The sequence below is a fragment of the Pseudofrankia coriaricola genome (genome assembly GCF_001854805.1).
Lineage (GTDB): Bacteria > Actinomycetota > Actinomycetes > Frankiales > Frankiaceae > Pseudofrankia.
Map to the genome: position 1 here is coordinate 1 of NZ_MBLO01000280.1, position 18,712 is coordinate 18,712.

Consider the following 18,712-nt stretch of genomic DNA (forward strand, 5'->3'; position numbering starts at 1 on the left):
GGCCAGGTTCGGGAGGCGCCTTGACGGACGGGGATGCCCCGCACTGGGCGGCGGCACAGGTCGCGGCGGTACGCGACTGCCCCGGGGACCGGTTGGCGCTCTTGGCGCGTACTTACCTCGGGCCGTTCGGTCGAGCTCCCCGTCATCTCCCCTTCCGGCGGGCCGCCGTGTCGTTCATGCGGTGGCAGGTCGAGCGCGGGGTGCTGAACCCGCCGGAGGCGGATGCTCCGGGAAGCCGCTGGTGGCGAGCCGTGAACGACCGGTTGCTCCGAGACGGCTGCGAGGCCGTGGCGCGCTCCGGCGGGATGACGGGCGAACTGTCGTCACCGGCGGTCAAGGTGTGGCTGGAGTTCGTCGCGGCACCGACGGCCCAGAACTGGTACCGGGCCCACAACGCGAGCATCGCCGCCGCCTACCTGGACCACCGTGATCTCGCGGTGGTGGAGTCCAGACCCGAGCGATTCTTCTTGAACGTCACCCTGCTGCGGGTTCTGTACACGCATGCGCTGGTCGCGGCGCCCCGGTTGTCCCTCGGCCGGTTCGCCATCCTGGGTCGCCTCGTCGGTGACCCACGGCTCGGGGGCGTGGGGGCGTTCCTGTCGCTGGGTCGTGTGCTGCCCAGCCGGTACCCGCTGGACGAGGAGCTGATGACCTATGTTCTCGACGAGCACCGGCTCGGCCGGATGCTCGACTACGGTGTGATCCAACCACGCCTGCAGCGCCTGTACGAGTGGTCGGCGCTGGAACTCGACCTCCCCGGCCTGCGCGACCTCGTCCGCGACGGCAGCCCGGTCTACGCCTGGCCCTACGAGGACCGGGATGTCTGGACCGCCGGCGGCTCCCTTCCGGAACGAGTCCTCGGACGCGCCACGTCACCTCGCTGAGGCCGACGGGCGGACCCTGGTTCCAGAGTCGTCCATCTTTGCAGCGTCGGGGTCGGAGAGCCCTTGCCGGTCTCGATATGCATGGCGGGGCCGCTCACATAACCAACGGCGGGACGGGTGCCGCCGCGCCGCGAGTGTGTCGCCGCAGGGCAGGGGCGATGGTCAGCCGGCGAAGCCGAGGACGTGCAGGGCCTTGCGGTAGGCGACGCCGAGGGCGTCGAAGGGGCGGTGGACCTCGGTGGCGGCGAAGACCCTGGCGGGTTGCTGGGATTCGACGATCTTCTTGTCGGGTGCCCAGATTCTGTCTTCGACGGCCTGTAGGCCCAGTCCGTCGACCGGGCCGTCGCCGTAGACGGCCGGGTCGAAGGCGGCCATCCAGTACAGCCGCAGCGTCGTGGCCGACGTCGGTGCGCGCACGGAGAACAGCACGGTGCGCGGGCCGCTCGCGTCGCCGAGCCAGACCGCGAACGGCAGCTCGATCCGGTACTGGAAGAGCGTCTCGCCGACGGGGCGGCGCCCGTCCGGGCCCGGCTCGGCGACGGGGTTCACGCTCGGGTAGCGATAGTCCGCCTCCACCGTCCAGGCCGTGCGGCGCACCGGGTACGGCTCGACGGCGAGCGCCTCGCCATTGCCGAACGTGTCGGTGTGCAGGACCGAAAAATGCCCGATGGCGCAGAAGAAACATCAACAAGGGTGCATGACCCATCAGAGGCTTGCCGCCACCGTGGCTCCCAGCTCCCAGCAGGCTGCACGGGAGGCCTGGTCCACCGGCCCCGTGACGAGAACGGGAGGCAGGACCTGCTTCCGCTTCAAGCCCCTTGCGGTGGTCTCGACGCCCCGGACCGCGCCGCCCCGTCAGCGTAGGGGCGCGTCAACCGCGCCCCACGCGAGGCCATGCACCCGATTCTCGTCGAACGAGTTCGGATCTCTAGAGTTCGGACGCAGGATCCGCATTCCCAGGTGTGCAGGAGGATGCTGACGGTGACGGCGACACCAGCGCGTGACCGGTTGGCCAGGACGTTGCGCGGTGACGCAGAGCCCGCGTTCGGCGCGGCGCTGACGGCGAGGACGGATGACCTGAGTCTTGAGGTCGAGGGCGTCGGCCCCGTCGCGTTCCCGGTGCGGCCCGCGCAGGCCCGCGAGCTGCTCCGCCTCGGTCACCCTGCCCGTTTCGGCCGCGGCGAGGAGACGCTGACCGACCGCGGCGTCCGGGACACCTGGGAGATCCCGAAGGACCTTGTTCGCGCGAGGTGGGACGACGACGCGCTGAACGCCATCCTGACAACGGCGAAAGACGAGCTGGGCCTGCCGATCGCCGCCGAGCTGACGGCCGACCTTCATTCCCTTCTCGTGTATGAGCCGGGCCAGTTCTTCCGCGCCCATCAGGACAGCGAGAAGGACGACTCGATGATCGGCACCCTGGTGGTGACGCTGCCGTCCAGTTACACCGGCGGCGAGCTGGTGGTGCGCCATCTCGAGGAGAAGAAGATCTACCGGGGCTCGAAGACGGCGCTGTCACTGGTCGCCTTCTACGCCGACTGCCGGCACGAGGTCCTCGAGGTGCGGTCGGGGTACCGGATCGCGCTCACCTTCAACCTCCTGCTTGGCGGTGATACCGCCTTGCCGGAGGGCGACGAGGGAGCAGTCGCCGAGCTGGCCGCTTTCCTTGGCGAGCATTTCGGCACGCCCATGTCCAGCCGCTACGGCCCGCGCGCGGCCACCTCGCCAAGCCGGCTCGTCTACCTCCTCGACCACGAGTACACCCCCCGTGCGCTGGGCTGGAGCGGGCTGAAGGGGGCCGATGCCGCACGCGGGTCCCTGCTGCGGGCCGCGGCCGACCGGGCAGGGTGCGAAGCCTTCCTCGCGCTCGCCGACATCAAGACGACGCACAGCGCCTACGAGGCCGACGACGACTACGAGTACCGAGGCTGGTACTGGGATGGCGATTCCGATGATGACGAGGTCGAGGACTCGGGCGGCCCGGGCGACTACGAGATCCAGGAGCTGATCGACTCCGAGGTAGCCCTCACGCACTGGACCGGCCCGGACGGTACCCGACTGGAGAAGACCTCGCTCTTTGTGGGGAGCGACGAGGTATGCGCGTCCATCGAGACCAACGACTTCGAGCCCTACTCGTCGGAGTACGAGGGCTACATGGGCAACTGGGGAAACACGCTGGACCGCTGGTACCACCGGGCCGCGGTCGTCGTCTGGCCCCGGGAGCAGGCCTTCGCGAACCGCGCCGAAACCTCACCGTCTTGGGCTCTCGACGAACTCGCCGTGATGGCGGTCTCCGGTGATCTCTCAGGCGCCCGGGCCGCCGCAGCGACGCTCCAGCCGTTCTGGGACAGCTCGCTGGGCGCCCGGACGCCGGACGACAAGGAGAGGATCTCCGGACTCTTCGGTAAGGCGCTGCGGGCGGCAAGCGTCGTGGCGGACCCGGCGACAGCCACGATGCTGCTGGCCCCGTTCCGCGCGGAAAGCCTGACCACTGGCGACATCGACGCATTCGGAAGGCTCGTCAGCGGTTACGGCCAGCTGTGGACCGCCGGGCTGCTGCGGACTTGGTTCGCGGCGCAGCCGGGGTGGGCATACGCCGGCGGACCGGAACGGCAGCGGTGGGTGGCGGACGAGCTCCCTGGTCTGTGCGCGGGGCTGCACGCCGCGCACAGGCCGGCGCCGCGGCGGCACGGCAGCTCCTCGACTTGGTATGGAAGTGGGCCGCCAAGGACATCGACACAACGCTCGCGTCGTCGTCCCCCGGCTGCCGCGACAAGGCACTCGCCGCCCTGGCCAGACCGCTCGCCTCCGTACTGACAGCCGCCGCCGCGATGACGGATATGGGCACTCGGGACGCGGTGGCCGGCCATCTCCGGCAGAAAGGCGATGCCGTCACCGGGCTGGAGATGCCGGCGCTGCGCGCCGCGGCGGAGCTGCCCCACGACGGCGCACACGGCGAGGCCGGCTTCACCGACCTGGCCGCCGACTGCGCGGCACGGCTGCGTGCCCGGCTGGCTCAACCGCCACGCGCGTCCGGTGACTGGTCGATGGAACCACCCGGGGGCGGCTGCTCCTGCGACCTGTGCGGCACCCTTCGGGCATTCCTGGCAGACCCGGACCGGCGCACGTTCGAGTGGCCGCTCGCAGAGAAACGCAGGCAGCACCTCCACTCCCGCATCGACGCCGCCGAACTACCCGTCAGCCACGTCACGAGGAGGCAGGGCCGCCCCTACACCCTCGTTCTCCGCAAGACCGACGCGCTGTTCACCGACGAGGCCGAGGCACGGGCCAGGGACCAGGAGAACCTGGAGTGGCTCGCGGCAGCATGGAATCTCGGCACTTGATCCTCTGACGGTCTGACCAGCGCGGGCCGGTAGCAGCGCAGGCACCCGCGTCAGTCAGCTTCTCGCGGCACGCTGGCGAACCGCTCGACGTAGCGATGCACCGCCCGGGCACCAGCTACGCCCCGCCCGCCGCTCGCCCAGGTGCTCGACAGCGAGCGCTATCCGCCGGCGAGCCGGGTCGGCACCGCCGCTGGCGAGGCTCGCGGCAGCGCGCGCAGTATCGCTTCGGCCTGGCCCGCGTTCTCGACGGTTTGGCCCTCCTCATCGAGCCCGCCAAGCCGCAGCAACCCGAAAACGCCTGATCCCGCTCCGCCGGCCGGATGTCGCTGGTCACCAATCGGCCATCAGCGATGCGGCAGCGGTGGCGCCGAGGTCCCAACAAGCTTGGCAGGCAGCGGCGTCGGCCTCGCCGACCATCGACAGCGGATCGCACAGGCGTCTCCCCCTTCAGCCCAGCCGATCGGCCACCGAGTGGTCCGATCCCGCTCAGGCGCACGGGCCGCGGGGTCGGGCACAATCTTCCCAGAGGAGGTGAGCATGCATCCGTTGATCGAGGCCAGGCGGGCGGAGATCCAAGGACTCTGCCGTCGCCTCGGCATCCGCCGCCTCGACCTCTTCGGCTCCGCGACCGGCGAAGCCTTCGACCTGGACAGCAGCGACGTCGACGTCCTCGTCGAGTTCGACGCGGACCGCGCCGGATTCGACTACTACGCCACCTACTTCGCCCTCAAGGAGGGACTCGAGCGCCTGCTGGGCCGCGCCGTTGACGTCGTCAGCGTGACCAGCATCCGCAACCCCTACTTCCGCGACCAGGTCATGCGCACCAGGCAGCCGCTGTATGCCGCCTGACCCGCGCAAGTATCTCTGGGACGCCGCGAACGCGGCCGAACTCGCCAGAGGCTTCGCCCACGGCCAGACCTTCGTCGACTATCGGGCGAACGCGATGCTCCGCGCCGCCGTCGAGCGCGAGTTCGAGATTATCGGCGAGGCGTTCAACCAGCTCTCCAAGGTCGCCCCTTACACCGTGCCGGCGACCTCAGTGACCGGACCCGTCGCGCTGAGATCGCGTTCGGGAGTATCTGCCCGGGCCGACGCGGGCCGCCGACGCGGCCGTGCGCCGTCAGGTGCGATTCCCTGCTCGGAGAACGACCCGGCTGCCGGATGACGCTGCCCGGCTACCGGCGGGAGCGCGTCGCGAGCCCGTCGCCGTGTGACAGCGACGATGGTCAGCCGGCGAAGCCGAGGTCGCGCAGGGCCTCGCGGTAGGCGACACCAAGACCATCGAAGGCGCGGTGGACCTCGGTCGCGGCGAACACCCGGGCCGGGCGCGTTCCTGAAGCCGACCGCCTTGCGGAGCGACAGCGCGAGTGTCGAGGTCAGCCCTCCACGTTCGCCAAGGAGACGGACCGCGTCGCCATTGTCCGCCGGCGGTCCCCAACACTGCGTCGCACAGATGTGCTGCGCGACGTCGACACAGGCCTCGATCGCTGTCACGAAGGTGTACTTCACCCGCGCAGCCAGATCGGGTCCGCGCGGCGCTCGTCGGCGGCGTCGACTCGGAGCGGAGCACGGACAGGTCGTCGGTGATCGCGCGGAGCAGGCGTGGCACCCGTGCTTCATCGACCACCGGCTACGCTCCGGCCCAGAAGAGCCGCGGCGAACTCCCGGTGCGCCCGAGTGATCCGCGGAAGTTCGTCGAAGTAGATCTTTCTAGTCATCGCCTCCCAGCGCACCCGCGCGGCCCGGTCGTCCTCGAAGAGCAGCCGCCCACCGGCCGCGACCCTGCCCGTGAGCTCGAGCGGTGCGTTGTCAAGGACGAGGATGTCCACGCCGGGTGGCAGAAGTAGGTCGAAGGAGTTTGGAGGCCGCCGCACGCCGAAGTAGGCGGCAAGGTCGATGTCCGATTCCGCCCGCTGACACCCAACGGCGCGACTGCCGTGCAGATAGGCGAACTGGGCGCCTGCCTGACGCAGCACGGCGACAGCCTCGCGCGTCACCTGGCCTGCCCGTGTCTCGTCTACGCCCCGATCTTCGCAGACGGAGCCAACGCGCGCGGCCCGACCTCGCGGCAGAGCGGATCGAGCCACCGGGTATGGATTCGGCCGAGATCAGCTCTGCTGGGACGGTCCGCACGGCCGGCACTGCTGTTGCGTTGGCAGCAAATGCCTGACGATGAGGCTACGGCGCCACCTCGCTGGCGAGGATCTCCTCCCTCCGCTCCGAGATGTCGTGCCGGCCGCTGCGTCCCGCGGCACGGGCACCGCGCACCCGCCGGCCGCCAGGCCCACCACCTCCAGGCTCACGAAGCTCGGCCAGACTCGCGGGAACGATCGCTATCAGCCGCCGGGCGGCGGGTGAGGCGGATCAGGAGGCCCTCGTAGGGGGCGAGGCTGACCTGGTCGGTAAGGGTCTGGTGGTCGCGGTGGCGGTCCGTGCCGATGAGCACCTCGCCGTCGGCCGTGTCCCGGGTGACAACAGCAGGTGCCGGCCCCAGGTTGACGACAGCGAGGAAGTCGCCGTCGCCACGTTCCCACGCAAGGACACCCTCGGGCGCGGGGACGAAGCGCATCGCGCCGGACACCAACTCGTGGTGACGGCGCCTGATCGTAATCAGGTCTCTGCAGAACGACAGCACCGAGCCGGGGGCGGCGCGCTGCTCGACGACGGTCGGCGCGTCGGCCCCCGGCACGGGCAGCCACGGCCGGGGCGACGACGTGAACCCGGCGCCCGGCCCCGGCGCCCACTGCATCGGTGTGCGGCTCCGGTCGCGTGGTGCCGCGGTCTCGGCCGTGTCCCTGCGGCCGGAGCCCGGGGTGTCCACGGCGTCGGTCATTCCGATCTCGTCGCCGTAGTAAAGGATCGGTGTCCCCCGCAGGGTCAGCAGCAGCAACAGCGCGCAGCGCGCGGCGGCCGGATCCCCGTGACACCAGCGCGTCGCCGCGCGGCCTTCGCCGTCGTGGGTCGACATCGCCCACGCGGGCCACGCCGACGGGGGCAGCGCCGCCACGGTCCGCTCGACCACGGCGCGTAGTGACCGCGCGGTGAAGTCGCAGCCCAGGAAGGGCAGGTTCCAGGCCAGCCCCAGTTCGTCGGAACCGTCACCGTAGTACGGGGCGAGGTCGTCGACCGACGGTACCCAGGTCTCGCCGAACAGGAGTCTCGGCGGCGTGTAGGAGTCGGCGATCCGCCGCCAGCCGCGGATGAAGCCGTGTGTCTCCGGCTGGGCTCCGCTGCGCAGGAACCGCTGGCCGAGCCGCCGTTCCAGGGGCGTGTCGCGGTCGCCGGCCGCTGGATTCGGCCTCAGCGTCCGGTCGTGTACCAGGGTCTGGAGGGCGTCGATCCGCATTCCGCTGATGCCGCGGTCGAACCAGAACCGCAGGATGCGCTCGAACTCCTCGGCGACCCGCGACGACCACCAGTTCAGTTTCGGCTGCTGCGGCAGGAAGGTGTGAAGATAGTATTCGCCGGTCCGCTCGTCGAGGGTCCAGGCGGGCTGGCCGAAGTAGCCGAGCCAGTTGTTGGGCGGCGCTCCATCGGTGCCCGGCGTCCGCCACACGTAGTATTCCCGGAACGGGGAGCCGCGGTCGGACCGCGCGGCCCGGAACCACGGGTGCTCGTCGCTGGTGTGGCTCGGAACCAGGTCGAGGACCAGGCGGATTCTCCGCTGGCCAGCGGCCTCGACGAGCAGATCCAGGTCGGCCAGGGTCCCGAGGTCCGGGTGCACGGCCGTGTAGTCCGCGATGTCATAGCCCCAGTCGCGGTTCGGCGACGGCATGATCGGATTGAGCCAGATGGCGTCGACGCCGAGCCAGGCGAGATGGTCGAGCCGCTCGACGACGCCGGACAGGTCACCATGGCCGTCCCCGTTCGTGTCGCGCCACGAACGGGGATAAATGTTGTAGACGACCGCGTCCCGCCACCATTCTCCCCCAGAGGTGTCGCGGCTCGGGTCAGAATTCATGGCGACGGTAATACGCGACGAGCTCAGACCGCTGGAACAGGACCTCGCTGACAGTGGCGGCGTACATCGGCCGGACAATACCGAAGGTCGCGCCCTCGACGGCAAGGAGCACAACAGCGGGCGAGTCGCGGTCGATCCACCTGAGCACGTCGTCGAACTCCCGGTGGAGATAGCGCGCGGCGGCATAGGTCGCCTCGGCCCGGCAGCCGAAAATACCGATGACCCAGCCCTGCGGGCACGCCGGGTTGGGCAGCCGTGCGATCACGCCGATGGCGCGCTCGACGGTCACGCCGAGAATCAGCTCGTCCGGGAGCCTGACCGCGACTCGGTAGGTGTCCAGGGTGAGGGCCGGCCGGTCCCCGGTGATGTACGGCCCGTCCGGTCCGGCGGTCGCGTTGATCGCCTCAGCCAACGCCGCGTTGACGAACGGCGAGCCGATGCACACGGCGCTCGGGTTGGCGGCCCACTGGCCGAGCACGTCGCTGTCCGCAACCAGCCGGCTCGACGGTAGGCGATGCTCCCGCAGCAGCTCTACAACCTCCTGGGAGGCCTGGTAGTCGTCGAGATGCAGGACGTTCCCATAGATCGGGAGCCTGGCCTGGCGCCCGTCCGGAAGAACCTTGAGCGCGGTCGTCTGCTCGGTCGTGGCGTCGAAGTTCGACCTGCCCAGGGGGTGCAGCACCTGGAGGACGACGCTGGCGCCGCGAGCGGAGACGTCGACGCCGAAGAACCGGCGGGCCCTCCGGTGCAGGATCCTGGTCCGGACCAGCCAGATTCCGCGGCTGAAGGCCAGACCGATCAGAAAGACGACGCCCTGCTGCCACAGGAAGTCAACCTGCATCCGGCGCCTCCGCCCGTAGCAACGACTCGTAGCCGGCGCCCATGCGCTCCTGGCTGAAACGCTCGCGCGCATACTCCCTGCACGTGGCTCGGTCGAGGCCTGCCACGTCCAGCAGCGCCGCGTCGATGTCCTTCTCGTCGTCGACGACGAAGCCGGTCACCCCGTCGGCGACGACCTCCTCCGCGGCTCCCCTACGCAGCGCCACCACGGGTGTCCCGCAGGCCATCGCCTCGACGGCCGCGAGCCCGAAGGGCTCGTTCCAGCGCGACGGGTGGACGAGCGCGAGTGCCCCGCTCAGGAACTCTCCCTTGTCCGCCGCGCTCACCTCCCCCACGAGCTCGACCCCGCCGCGCCGGACCAGCGGCTCGACAACGGCCGCGAACCAGTCGCGGTTGCCCTTGTCGAGTTTCGCTCCGATGCGCAGCGGGATACCCACCCGCTGGGCCGCGCGGATGGCGATGTCGACGCCCTTGTCGGGCGAGAATCGGCCCAGGAACACCAGGTACTGGCCAGCCGAGCCGCTGAACGGCAGAGCGTCGACGTCCACGCCGTTGTACACGTTGCCGACGAAACGCAGCCGGGGCGCCAAGCGCTGCTGCGACCGACTGACCGAGATGTAACGCGCCGCCGGGTAGCTCGCGAAGATATCCCGATACAGCGGCGTGTCGACGGGGTAGTGGATGGTGGTCAACGTCGGGATTCCCGGGGCCGCGTGGTCAAGGTAGCGCCAGGTGTGGCACAACACCGCGTCGGGTCGCTCGTCCGCGATGGCCGCTGCCGCCGCCCGCGCGGCGGTCGTCTTCGCCGCTCCGTAGGAGGCGCTGTCCCGGTCCTGGTGGGGAGCCCCGAGCGGAGCGGAGACCAGTTCCACGAGGCGCCCCGCCGCGCGCGACCCGCCGCTGGCGAGCAGCACCACGTCGTGGCCACGCCGGGTCAGGTCCTCGTCCAGGAGATGGACGACCTGTTCGACGCCGCCATAGGCGGCCGGCGGCACCGCCTCCTCGACCGGAGCGACCAGGGCGATCTTCACCGGTCCGCCGCGGAGTCGGGAACGCCGGCGACGGCGCCGGCCTGGGTCACGACCCGCTGGTAGACAGCCGCCGTGCGGTCCGCGATCTGGTCCCAACGGTAGTGCCTGACGGCCCTGGCCCGGCCGGCCTCGGCGAGGTCGCGCCGCAGCCTCTCGTCGCCGAGGAGCCGGACGACGGTGCCCGCAAGGCCCGCCGGGTCGCGCGGCGTGACCAGGAGGCCGCACCTGCCGTGCGCGACCGTCTCCACCAGGCCGCCGACCGCCGACACGACGACGGGCACCCCGCAGGCCATCGCCTCCAGCGGCGCGATGCCAAACGGCTCATACCAGGGAACGGCGACGAACACGTCGGCCGACCGCATGAGCGGCGCCACGTCGCGGTGGCGCACGGGTCCCCGGAAGTCGACACGGTCCGCGACGCCGAGTCGGTCGGCGAGCGCGCGCAGCACGGCAATGCCGGGATCCCTGTCCGACTCGCCGCCCGCCACGACCAGTTCGGCGTCCGGAACCAGCGCGAGCGCGCGCACCGCGTCGCCGACGCCCTTGCGCTCCACGAGCCGCGAAACCGTCAGCAGACGTGGCCGGCGGCGCGGCTCCGCCGGCCTGCCCGGCCGGAACAGCTCCGTGTCGACGCCGCACGGGATCACCCGGGTCAGCCTCGGCCGCGCGCCGAGGCCACTCAGCTCGCGCAGTTCGGCGCGGCTGGTCGCGACGACGGCCGCCACGTCGCCGGCGAGCCGCGCCTCCGCGTCGGCGCGTTCGCCGAGGCCCGGGCTGTTCGGCTGGAACCGCTGCTTGACGTTCGCGAGCGCGTGAAACGTCTGTACCACCGGGATGGCGAGCGGCCGAGCGGCGGCCGACGCGGCCAGCCCTGACATCCAGAAATGCGCGTGGACCACGTCAGGTGGCCTGGCGCGCCACCGGCTGGCGAGCCCCGCGGCGAAGGCCCGCATGTGCGGCAGGAGCTCGTCGCGGGGGACGTGCCGCGCTGGCCCTGCGTCGACGAACTCGACAACGCCGCCGCCGAGGGAAACGCGCGCGGGCCGTGCGGGCGCCGTCCGACGGGTGTAGACGGTGACTTCGGCGCCGAGCCGGGCAAGCCCACGGGCGAGGGCCGCGACGTGGATGTTCTGACCGCCGGCCTCGGGCGCGCCGGGCGACACCAGGGGGCTCCCGTGCTCGGATACGAGCGCCACACGCATCACCACGGACCCGCCGCGTCGCCGACCATGGACCCCAGTATTCCGGGCGGCACGAACGCCGCGCCCCGCGTCGGCGGATCGGCCCCGCAAGCTACCCGAAAGGGTCACGCGCGGGGCTCCGGTCCTCGTCGGCCTCGAGTACCGGGTAGTAGATCTGGTCGCAGCGCGACGCCGAACCCCGGCCATGAAGAGTAGCTCTTGGCACCATCTCCGGTCCGACCCCGCACGCCACCGATCTACCGCTCCATATCACCGCGCAGGGCCGCGATGAACCAGGTCCAGGTAGGGCCGCGGCGGCGGTGGCGCCCAGCTCCCAGCAAGCCTCCCGGTCTTTGGCGTCCAGCGTGCCGATCACCGTGACGGGCTCACGCAGGCGCTTCCACTTCAGGCCGGCGGCGATCGTCTCGACGCCGCGGACCGCGCCAGTGGTGTCGGAGTTGCCGTGGACGTACAGGGCGTACGGCCGACCGACGCTCGCTTCCAAGCAGGGGTAGTACGCCTGGTCGAAGAAGTGCTTGAGCGTGCCGCTTGTGTAGCGGATGTTGGCCCGGGTGTCGACCGCCTCGTCGACCAGACAGACCCCCTTACACCGTGCCGGCGACCTCAGTGACCGGACCCGTCGCGCTGAGATCGCGTTCGGGAGTATCTGCCCGGGCCGACGCGGGCCGCCGACGCGGCCGTGCGCCGTCAGGTGCGATTCCCTGCTCGGAGAACGACCCGGCTGCCGGATGACGCTGCCCGGCTACCGGCGGGAGCGCGTCGCGAGCCCGTCGCCGTGTGACAGCGACGATGGTCAGCCGGCGAAGCCGAGGTCGCGCAGGGCCTCGCGGTAGGCGACACCAAGACCATCGAAGGCGCGGTGGACCTCGGTCGCGGCGAACACCCGGGCCGGGCGCTGCGACTCGACAATCGCCTTGTCGGGTGCCCAGATCAGATCCTCGACGGCCTGCAGGCCGATGCCGTCGACCGGCTCGTCGCCGTGGACGGCCGGGTCGAACGCACTCATCCAGAACAGCCGCAGCGTCGTCGCGGACGTCGGTGCGCTGACCGAGAACATCACTGAGCCGGGGCCGTTGGCGCCACCGAGCCAGACGGCGAACGGCAGCTCGATGCGGTACTGGAAGAACGTCTCGCCCACCGGGCGACGACCGTCCGGGCCCGGTTCGGCGACCGGGTTGACGCTGGGGTAGCGGTAGTCGGCCTCGATCGTCCACGCGGTGCGCCGGACCGCGTACGGCTCGACCGCCAGCGCCTCCGCGTTGCCGAACGTGTCCGTGTGCAGGACCGAAAAGTGCCCGATGTCGCAGAAGTTCTCGACCTGGCGGGCGGCCTGGCCGTTCCAGTCCTGGACCGTGCCGACGTAGTGCGGCCAGCCCAGGTCCTCGATCTCCGGGAAACGTGGCCGCGGCCGCGCCTCGTCCTCCTCGTCGACGAGGCAGGCCCAGACGAGTCCGGCCGCCTCGGCGACGCGTACCGGCTGGGCGGCGATGATGTCCGGGATGCGCTGGCCGGGCTGCTGGGGGATGTCGACGCACCGGCCGGCGCCGTCGAACCCCCAGGAGTGGTAGGGGCAGCGCAGCCGGCCGTCGGCGTCGACCTCGCCGCCGGACAGCGGCACGCTCCGGTGCGGGCACTGGTCCACCAGCGCGGCCACGGCGCCCGCGCCGGCCGTGCTCGCCGTGCCGGGCTCGCCGGACGCGGCGGCCGGGCCGGACGCGGGCCGGCGCCACAGGACCAGCTCGACGCCGAGCAGCACGGCGTGCACGGGGGCCGCGCCGACGTCCGACGACCGGGCCACGGGGTGCCAGTACCGCGCCGACGCCGCGAGGAACGCCGCGTCGAGCGCCGCACCCTGGTCGGGGCGCTGGGTGGCAGCGGCGGCGGCGACGAGGGCGGCGGGGGCGGCGGAGTCGACGACGGTCACCACCGGACCGTAGGCCGGGGGCATTGCGGGCATGTTGCCTGCGCGCAAGCGAACGGGCGCCCGCGGACCGGGCCGTTCGGCCCGGCGGTGACCGCCCCCCACGGTTTTGTCGGACCCGGGGTGCATCATCGGGCTATGACGCAGGGCACCTCTGGACCTACCGGCACACAGGTTGCCGGCACAGAGCCTGTCGGCACGCTCGTGGCCGGCACGCCGGTGGGGAGCCGCGCGGAGCTCGAGGAGCGGATGGCCGGCCACCGCGGCGAGCTCACCGGCTACTGCTACCGGATGCTCGGCTCCCCGTTCGAGGCGGAGGACGCCGTGCAGGAGACGATGATCCGGGCCTGGCGCAGCCTGGACCGGTTCGAGGGTCGCGCGTCGCTGCGGACCTGGCTGTACCGGATCGCGACCAACGTCTGCTCGGACCATGCCGCCGGCAGGGCACGGCGGGCCCGGCCGATCGACCTCACCGGTCCGTCGGGCCCGGCGGACGCGCTGCCCGCGCCGCTGCCCGAGGCGACCTGGATCGTGCCGGCGCCCGACGCGGCGGTGTTCTCCGGTGGTGCGGTTGGCGCCGGCGGCCCGGCCGACCCGGCGGAGCTGGCCGTCGCGCGCGAGTCGGTGCGGCTCGCGCTCGTCGTCGCGCTGCAGCGGCTCGCGCCGCGCCAGCGGGCCGTGCTGATCCTGCGCGAGGTGCTCGGCTGGTCGGCGGCGGAGACCGCGGAGCTGCTCGACACCACCGTCGCCTCGGTCAACAGCGCCCTGCAGCGAGCCCGCGCCACCCTCGCGGCCTCGCCCGCCGCCGAGACCGACCAACTGCGCCCCTCGGACGAGGAGCAGCGTTCGCTGCTGGCCCGCTATGTCGCCGCGTTCGAGAGCTATGACATGGACGCGCTCACCGCGCTGCTGCACGAGGACGCGACGATGACCATGCCGCCGCTGGAGCTCTGGCTGCGCGGGCCGGTCGACATCGCCGAGTTCATGCTCGGGACGGGCTCCGTCTGTCGGGACTCCCGGCTGGTGCCGACCGTCGCGAACGGGAGCCCCGCCTTCGGCCAGTACCACCTGCTGCCGCCGGGCGAGGCCGAGCAGCACGCGGCGGTTCACGCGGCGGTCACTGGGGCGGAGGTCTCCCCAGTGCCGGACGGCATGGGCGAGGGCAGCTACGTCCCGTGGTCGCTGATCGTGCTCGAGCTCTCAGAAGGAAAGATCGTCGGGGTCAACCACTTCCTGGACACCGACCGGCTGTTCCCGCTGTTCGGCCTCCCGCCCTTCCTGGAGGGCTGAGCCGGCGGCGACGGGCCCGGCTGGCGCGCCGTCCGCGTCCAGCACGCCGGCCAGGCCCGTCAGCTCCAGCACGAGCGCCAGCCTCGGCTGGACCCCGTCCAGCTGGAAACCGCGGCCCAGCCGGCGGGCGGTGAGCCGCAGCCGCGCGAGGACGTTGACGGTCGCCAGCGTCGGGGTGCGCACGGCGGTGACGTCGCAGACCACCGTCCGCGCCCACGGGGCGGCGACCAGGGCCGCGCTGAGGGACTTGCAGAGTTCCCCGGTGGCGCGCCGGTCCGCGGCGGGGTCGAACCGCCACCGGAGCTCGTCCGCCGGGGGAGCGGCGGTGGCCGCCGGCCGGGGTGTTCCCGCCGGCTGGGCCCCGCCCGCCAGTTCCTCGCACGTGCCCACGCATCGGCCTCCGGATCCCTGGGACACCGACAGTCGCGGCGGCCTGACGTACTGACTGCCCGGCGGGCCGCGACTCATCGCGGCCGTCTCCCGAGACCGCGGTGGCCGCCCGGGAGACCGCCCGAGCGGGCCGGCCGAGTGGGCCGGCCGGACGGCGGGTGGCCCGGGGTTGGTCAACCGGCGGCGGACGGGGAAGGCTCCGAGGAGGCAACAGTGAAGTGGCAGCGACGAAGGCGGTGAGCGCGATGACCGTGACGAAGACCAAGACCTGGACCGTGGACGTACAGCTGATCGAGGACGAGGGCAGGACCCGGGCCGAGGCCCGGCTGCACGGAAACGACGCGGTACAGCTGGGCAAGCTCGGGACCGGCGAGGAGATACGTGCCGTAGGCCTGGCCCGTTGCCACCCGCACGACGCCGACGTGCCGACGATCGGCGACGAGGTCGCGGCCTCGCGGGCCCTGTCGGACCTAGCGCACCAGCTGCTCGACACCGCGGCCCGCAACATCGAGTCCCGCACCGGCAAGCGGGCGATCGTCCAGCCCTAGAAACCAACGCCATGGAGTTCTCACAATGCGGCAGCGACCGACGTGAGAGCCGCGCCCTGGTAGCCGACCAGCCAGATCGCCGCTTCGACGCGTATTGGGCCAGGCTCGTGGTTGTCTCCGCGCCGCGGAGACAATCCGGGCCTTCCCGGTCATGACCACGTGCCGGCCCCAATACCGGGCTATCTCCTGCCCGGCATCTGACGTGTCCGGCGAGACCGGGCCTAAGTCAGGTGCGGACGGGCAGTCCCACGCGGTCGGGGACGACGCGGTCAATGCCGTCGAGGAGGCGCTCCGCGGGTTCCGGCCACCAGCGGCCGGCGGGCAGGGCCACGAGGGCACGGCGTAGCTCGCGGGCGTCCGAGCGGACCGGTACCACCCGCGCCGGCGCGGCGGCGGCGAGCACACCGAGGTACCAGTGCCTTCGGGTCGGCGGCCAGCCGTCCGGATCGAGCAGCACCAGGCTGTCGGGCATATCGACCTCGCCGCGGCGGAACCGGGCGACGGCCGCGCTCACGGCGACCTCCAGGTCGCCCACCTGGCCGGCCTCGTCGTAGCGGGCGACCCAGGCGGCGGCGACCTCGGCGAGCGGGTCCGCGTCGTGCACCACGTAGGGCGTGGCGACGGCGCGGCACTCCTGCCAGGCCGCCGCGGCCCGCGCGCCGGGCGGCAGCGTGTCGTCAGGGAGCACGACGGTCACGTTCGTGGCGCTGGCCAGCGGGGCCACGACCGAGCGGGTGATCTTGTCCGGCGCGGCCGCCGGGTCCGGCCCGACGACGCAGACCACAGTCGAGGAAAGCCGATGCACACCGCGACGCTACGCCGCGGCGGCGCCTCAACGGGAGGTCTGTCCGCTGACCTGGCCAGATCGCGCGCGGGTCGCGATGTTCCGGCCCGCGATGTTCCGGCCGGCGACGAGCGACACGTCCGCCGCGCCGAGCAGCCCGGGTCCCGCCGCGCAGACGGTGGGGATCGCGTTGACGGCGCGTATCGCGGTCGCGGTCAGGCCGTTGTCGGACTCCGGCGGGTCGAAGACGAGCTCGCACCGCATGGTGGGACTGCCGATGATCTCCACGCGGTAGGTGAGGGTGTCGCCGGCGGTGCCGTGCGGCCATTGCGGCGCGACGTCGTCGGCCATGCGGTTGACGTGCTCAAGGACGACGAGGGGCCGGCCGTCGAGCATTCCGCGCACCTCGAACCGGACCCCGGCCGTGCTGCCGGCCGGCAACGTGCCTATCGCCGTGTCCAGGTCGCGGTCGAGCACGGCGCGTTCGTAGTCGGTCTCGATCGCGTCGAGCCGCACCTGGAGCACGTCGGCGATCGCGTCGACCACGCCCCGCCAGGCGCCGGTGAGGATCGCCGGGTCGGCCAGGAAGCAGCCGAAGTCCGTCGCCTCGCCGAACCCGAACGCGTACCGCATGGTGTCGGCGGCCGGGTAGTCGGAGTAGTCCGCGATCTCCTGGATCCTGATCGACCTGATCTCATCGCAGGCCGTCAGCAGGGCCATCGGCAGAATGTCGCTGGCGAAGCCGGGCTCGATGCCGGTCGCGAAGAACGACGCCCCGCCGGTCGTCGCGGCGGCGGCCAGCGGGTCCCGCAGGGCAGGCTCGGCGGTAGGCGGATGCGTGAGCCCGGCGAAGGACGTGGTCACCACGTTCGTACCGGCCGAGAGGAAGGGCGCCACGTCGGCGATACCGGCGCCGTCACGCGCCACCGGGCCGAAGTAGGCGAGACAGTCCGCGCCCGACGCGGCGAGGGCGGCCGCGTCATCGGTGGCGGTCACGCCGGTGGTTCCCGGCAGGCCGCACAGCGCGGCGGCGTCCTGACCGACCTTGTCCGCTGAGTGGACGTAGAGGCCCACCAGTTCCAGGCCGGGATGGTTGATGATGCCCCGAAGACCGAGGCGCCCGGTCGGACCGGTGCCCCAGTGCACGACCCTGATCGTCACGTATCGCAACTTCCGCATAACTTCTGCATATTGCATATATTATGCGCCTCCGGGGGGAGGGGCAACGGGCGGGGACGCGAGGTCGTCCTTCGGCCGCACCCCTCCGGATGGCGCCGGTCCGGCGGCGCCGACAATGCCACCAGATCATGGCCCGGCCCATGATCTGGTGGGATACCCGGGGTCTGGTGTGGACACACGCCGTACTGGCCGGTAGCTCCGTCCCACAGGTCACACATGGTTTCCGGCTGTCTGTGTGCCCACATGCTGCAGAAGTCGGGTAGCACTTTTCAGGCCGAGTTTCTCCTAGTCCAGAGGCACTTTCGCTCGTCTAGCGCCCCGACACGCCGCGAGCCTCATGAAGAGTCAGGATTAGGGTTGTGGTCGTTCATGAACCGCTCGACTGATAAGAGGAGACAGTCATGAACGATGCATCAGCAAACCGCAGCGGGCCGACGTCGTCGACCTCCGGGTGCTGCGCGGCGGGCTCAGTCTCGTCGTCGACGCCGGCGGCGGCCAGCGTCATTAACCCACCGAGCCTGCCCGCGGCCGTCGACCGGGCCACCTTCCAGGCCGAACTGGACAGGCTGCGGGATCGGGAGAAGGCGCACACCCGGGAAGGCGACGCGATCGCCGCGGCCCGGCGGCGTCTACCCATGGTCGAGGTAGACGCCAACCTCGCACTGGCCGGGCCCCACGGGCCACTCACCATGCTCGAAGCGTTCGAAGGGCGCCGACAGCTCATCGCCTACTACTTCATGTGGAACCCCGGTCGACCTGCGCCCGAGCAGTGCGAAGGCTGCACGTGGGTCACCACCCAGGTCGCGGAGCTGTCCTACCTTCATTCGCGCGACATCACCTACGCGGTCTTGTGTCAGGGTCCCTACGACGAAAGCATCCGCTACCGCGACTTCATGGGCTGGGACATGCCGTGGTACTCAGCACAGGCCTCCCTCGACGCGCTCTTCGCCGGGCGCCAAGTTGGCCTGTTTCACCTGATGTGCTACCTACGGGACGGCGACCGCGTCTTCGAGACCTACTGGACGAGCCGCCGCGGCGCAGAGGTGATGGACTACAGCTACGCGCTCATGGACCTCACCGTGTACGGACGCCAGGAGCCGTGGGAGGACTCGCCCCCCGCCTGGCCACAACAGTGCACCTACACGCGGACTAGCAGTGGCTCGCCCACTTGGCAACCAGTGTGGCCAGGCGGACGCCCCATCGCCCAGTGGTCGCGACTAGAAGATGGACGCTCTGACGACCTCACTGTTGGGTCCTGATCGACAATTACACACCGGGCGAGCGCCTGCGCGAGCCCCCAATGGCTGTCGCAGAAAATCTGTATCCCTTCGAGGCGTG

The 18,712-nt window shown here is 71.4% G+C and carries 18 protein-coding genes and 2 pseudogenes; 8 read left to right on the forward strand and 12 right to left on the reverse strand.

What is annotated here, in order from left to right; all coding sequences use genetic code 11:
* The first annotated feature begins 20 nt into the window (after positions 1-20).
* Positions 21-884 (forward strand): hypothetical protein, encoded by an 864-nt coding sequence (locus BCD48_RS44735; protein ID WP_071054975.1) that lies wholly within the window; start codon positions 21-23, stop codon positions 882-884.
* A gap of 162 nt (positions 885-1,046) precedes the next feature.
* Here BCD48_RS44735 and BCD48_RS44740 read toward each other — a convergent pair whose 3' ends face one another.
* A complete protein-coding gene (locus tag BCD48_RS44740; RefSeq protein WP_312628669.1) occupies positions 1,047-1,553 on the reverse strand; it encodes a (2Fe-2S)-binding protein in 507 nt (168 codons plus the stop codon).
* Between the two features lie 312 nt (positions 1,554-1,865).
* Here BCD48_RS44740 and BCD48_RS44745 point away from each other — a divergent pair, with 312 nt between their 5' ends.
* The 4 genes from BCD48_RS44745 to BCD48_RS54720 all read left to right on the forward strand — a co-directional run bounded on the left by BCD48_RS44745 (position 1,866) and on the right by BCD48_RS54720 (position 5,393).
* On the forward strand, positions 1,866-3,701 hold the full coding sequence (locus BCD48_RS44745; protein WP_241842476.1) for a 2OG-Fe(II) oxygenase: 1,836 nt from the start codon (positions 1,866-1,868) through the stop codon (positions 3,699-3,701).
* Between the two features lie 23 nt (positions 3,702-3,724).
* Positions 3,725-4,228 (forward strand): hypothetical protein, encoded by a 504-nt coding sequence (locus BCD48_RS54715; RefSeq protein ID WP_241842477.1) that lies wholly within the window; start codon positions 3,725-3,727, stop codon positions 4,226-4,228.
* A 537-nt stretch (positions 4,229-4,765) separates the two neighbouring features.
* Positions 4,766-5,077: a nucleotidyltransferase family protein gene (locus tag BCD48_RS44750; RefSeq protein ID WP_071054978.1), complete on the forward strand. Its 312-nt coding sequence runs from the start codon at positions 4,766-4,768 to the stop codon at positions 5,075-5,077.
* Complete coding sequence (locus tag BCD48_RS54720) at positions 5,067-5,393, forward strand: HepT-like ribonuclease domain-containing protein (protein ID WP_241842478.1); 327 nt, start codon at positions 5,067-5,069, stop codon at positions 5,391-5,393. Before BCD48_RS44750 ends, BCD48_RS54720 begins: the two co-directional genes overlap by 11 nt.
* A 224-nt stretch (positions 5,394-5,617) precedes the next feature.
* Here BCD48_RS54720 and BCD48_RS54725 read toward each other — a convergent pair.
* The 8 genes and pseudogenes from BCD48_RS54725 to BCD48_RS44790 form a co-directional block, all read right to left on the reverse strand.
* Positions 5,618-5,848, reverse strand: a pseudogene (locus tag BCD48_RS54725) (hypothetical protein); the annotation flags it as partial.
* The gene (locus BCD48_RS44760) at positions 5,845-6,225 is read right to left on the reverse strand and encodes a nucleotidyltransferase domain-containing protein (RefSeq protein WP_071054980.1); all 381 of its coding nucleotides are present in this window, start codon (positions 6,223-6,225) and stop codon (positions 5,845-5,847) included. The gene BCD48_RS44760 and the pseudogene BCD48_RS54725, both read right to left, overlap by 4 nt.
* A 302-nt stretch (positions 6,226-6,527) precedes the next feature.
* The gene (locus BCD48_RS44765) at positions 6,528-8,189 is read right to left on the reverse strand and encodes an alpha-amylase family glycosyl hydrolase (RefSeq protein WP_071054983.1); all 1,662 of its coding nucleotides are present in this window, start codon (positions 8,187-8,189) and stop codon (positions 6,528-6,530) included.
* Positions 8,179-9,030 (reverse strand): hypothetical protein, encoded by an 852-nt coding sequence (locus tag BCD48_RS52850; protein ID WP_071054986.1) that lies wholly within the window; start codon positions 9,028-9,030, stop codon positions 8,179-8,181. The genes BCD48_RS44765 and BCD48_RS52850 overlap by 11 nt, the downstream gene beginning before the upstream one ends.
* Complete coding sequence (locus BCD48_RS44775; RefSeq protein ID WP_071054989.1) at positions 9,020-10,060, reverse strand: glycosyltransferase family 4 protein; 1,041 nt, start codon at positions 10,058-10,060, stop codon at positions 9,020-9,022. The genes BCD48_RS52850 and BCD48_RS44775 overlap by 11 nt, the downstream gene beginning before the upstream one ends.
* Positions 10,057-11,262, reverse strand: coding sequence for a glycosyltransferase (locus tag BCD48_RS44780; RefSeq protein ID WP_071055126.1), 1,206 nt, complete (start codon positions 11,260-11,262; stop codon positions 10,057-10,059). Before BCD48_RS44780 ends, BCD48_RS44775 begins: the two co-directional genes overlap by 4 nt.
* A gap of 283 nt (positions 11,263-11,545) precedes the next feature.
* A pseudogene (locus BCD48_RS54730) lies at positions 11,546-11,815 on the reverse strand (flavodoxin); the annotation flags it as partial.
* A gap of 240 nt (positions 11,816-12,055) precedes the next feature.
* Positions 12,056-13,219, reverse strand: a complete 1,164-nt coding sequence (locus tag BCD48_RS44790) for a Rieske 2Fe-2S domain-containing protein (RefSeq protein ID WP_241842479.1) — start codon at positions 13,217-13,219, stop codon at positions 12,056-12,058.
* A gap of 102 nt (positions 13,220-13,321) precedes the next feature.
* Here BCD48_RS44790 and BCD48_RS44795 point away from each other — a divergent pair, with 102 nt between their 5' ends.
* A complete protein-coding gene (locus tag BCD48_RS44795; protein ID WP_241842480.1) occupies positions 13,322-14,473 on the forward strand; it encodes a sigma-70 family RNA polymerase sigma factor in 1,152 nt (383 codons plus the stop codon).
* On the opposite strand, the gene BCD48_RS44800 is transcribed toward BCD48_RS44795, so the two are convergent.
* On the reverse strand, positions 14,384-14,863 hold the full coding sequence (locus BCD48_RS44800; protein ID WP_071054992.1) for an STAS domain-containing protein: 480 nt from the start codon (positions 14,861-14,863) through the stop codon (positions 14,384-14,386). The genes BCD48_RS44795 and BCD48_RS44800 overlap by 90 nt on opposite strands.
* A gap of 245 nt (positions 14,864-15,108) precedes the next feature.
* Here BCD48_RS44800 and BCD48_RS44805 point away from each other — a divergent pair, with 245 nt between their 5' ends.
* Positions 15,109-15,411: a DUF1876 domain-containing protein gene (locus BCD48_RS44805; RefSeq protein WP_071055132.1), complete on the forward strand. Its 303-nt coding sequence runs from the start codon at positions 15,109-15,111 to the stop codon at positions 15,409-15,411.
* A gap of 226 nt (positions 15,412-15,637) precedes the next feature.
* On the opposite strand, the gene BCD48_RS44810 is transcribed toward BCD48_RS44805, so the two are convergent.
* Positions 15,638-16,216, reverse strand: coding sequence for a hypothetical protein (locus tag BCD48_RS44810; RefSeq protein WP_241842481.1), 579 nt, complete (start codon positions 16,214-16,216; stop codon positions 15,638-15,640).
* 27 nt (positions 16,217-16,243) lie between these two features.
* A complete protein-coding gene (locus BCD48_RS44815; protein WP_083420182.1) occupies positions 16,244-17,374 on the reverse strand; it encodes an NAD(P)H-dependent amine dehydrogenase family protein in 1,131 nt (376 codons plus the stop codon).
* Positions 17,375-17,775: 401 nt separating this feature from the next.
* Here BCD48_RS44815 and BCD48_RS44820 point away from each other — a divergent pair, with 401 nt between their 5' ends.
* Complete coding sequence (locus BCD48_RS44820) at positions 17,776-18,633, forward strand: DUF899 family protein (protein WP_083420183.1); 858 nt, start codon at positions 17,776-17,778, stop codon at positions 18,631-18,633.
* Positions 18,634-18,712: the final 79 nt, after the last annotated feature.

Excerpts from the sequence above, each read along its gene's own strand:
- BCD48_RS54715 (WP_241842477.1), top strand. The coding sequence starts at position 3,725 with ATGGGCACTCGGGACGCGGTGGCCGGCCATCTCCGGCAGAAAGGCGAT.
- BCD48_RS44750 (WP_071054978.1), top strand. The coding sequence starts at position 4,766 with ATGCATCCGTTGATCGAGGCCAGGCGGGCGGAGATCCAAGGACTCTGC.
- BCD48_RS54720 (WP_241842478.1), top strand. The coding sequence starts at position 5,067 with ATGCCGCCTGACCCGCGCAAGTATCTCTGGGACGCCGCGAACGCGGCC.
- BCD48_RS44805 (WP_071055132.1), top strand. The coding sequence starts at position 15,109 with ATGACCGTGACGAAGACCAAGACCTGGACCGTGGACGTACAGCTGATC.
- BCD48_RS44780 (WP_071055126.1), bottom strand. The coding sequence starts at position 11,262 with ATGCGTGTGGCGCTCGTATCCGAGCACGGGAGCCCCCTGGTGTCGCCC.
- BCD48_RS44795 (WP_241842480.1), top strand. The coding sequence starts at position 13,322 with ATGACGCAGGGCACCTCTGGACCTACCGGCACACAGGTTGCCGGCACA.
- BCD48_RS44820 (WP_083420183.1), top strand. The coding sequence starts at position 17,776 with ATGAACGATGCATCAGCAAACCGCAGCGGGCCGACGTCGTCGACCTCC.
- BCD48_RS44815 (WP_083420182.1), bottom strand. The coding sequence starts at position 17,374 with ATGCGGAAGTTGCGATACGTGACGATCAGGGTCGTGCACTGGGGCACC.
- BCD48_RS52850 (WP_071054986.1), bottom strand. The coding sequence starts at position 9,030 with ATGCAGGTTGACTTCCTGTGGCAGCAGGGCGTCGTCTTTCTGATCGGT.
- BCD48_RS44790 (WP_241842479.1), bottom strand. The coding sequence starts at position 13,219 with ATGCCCGCAATGCCCCCGGCCTACGGTCCGGTGGTGACCGTCGTCGAC.
- BCD48_RS44765 (WP_071054983.1), bottom strand. The coding sequence starts at position 8,189 with ATGAATTCTGACCCGAGCCGCGACACCTCTGGGGGAGAATGGTGGCGG.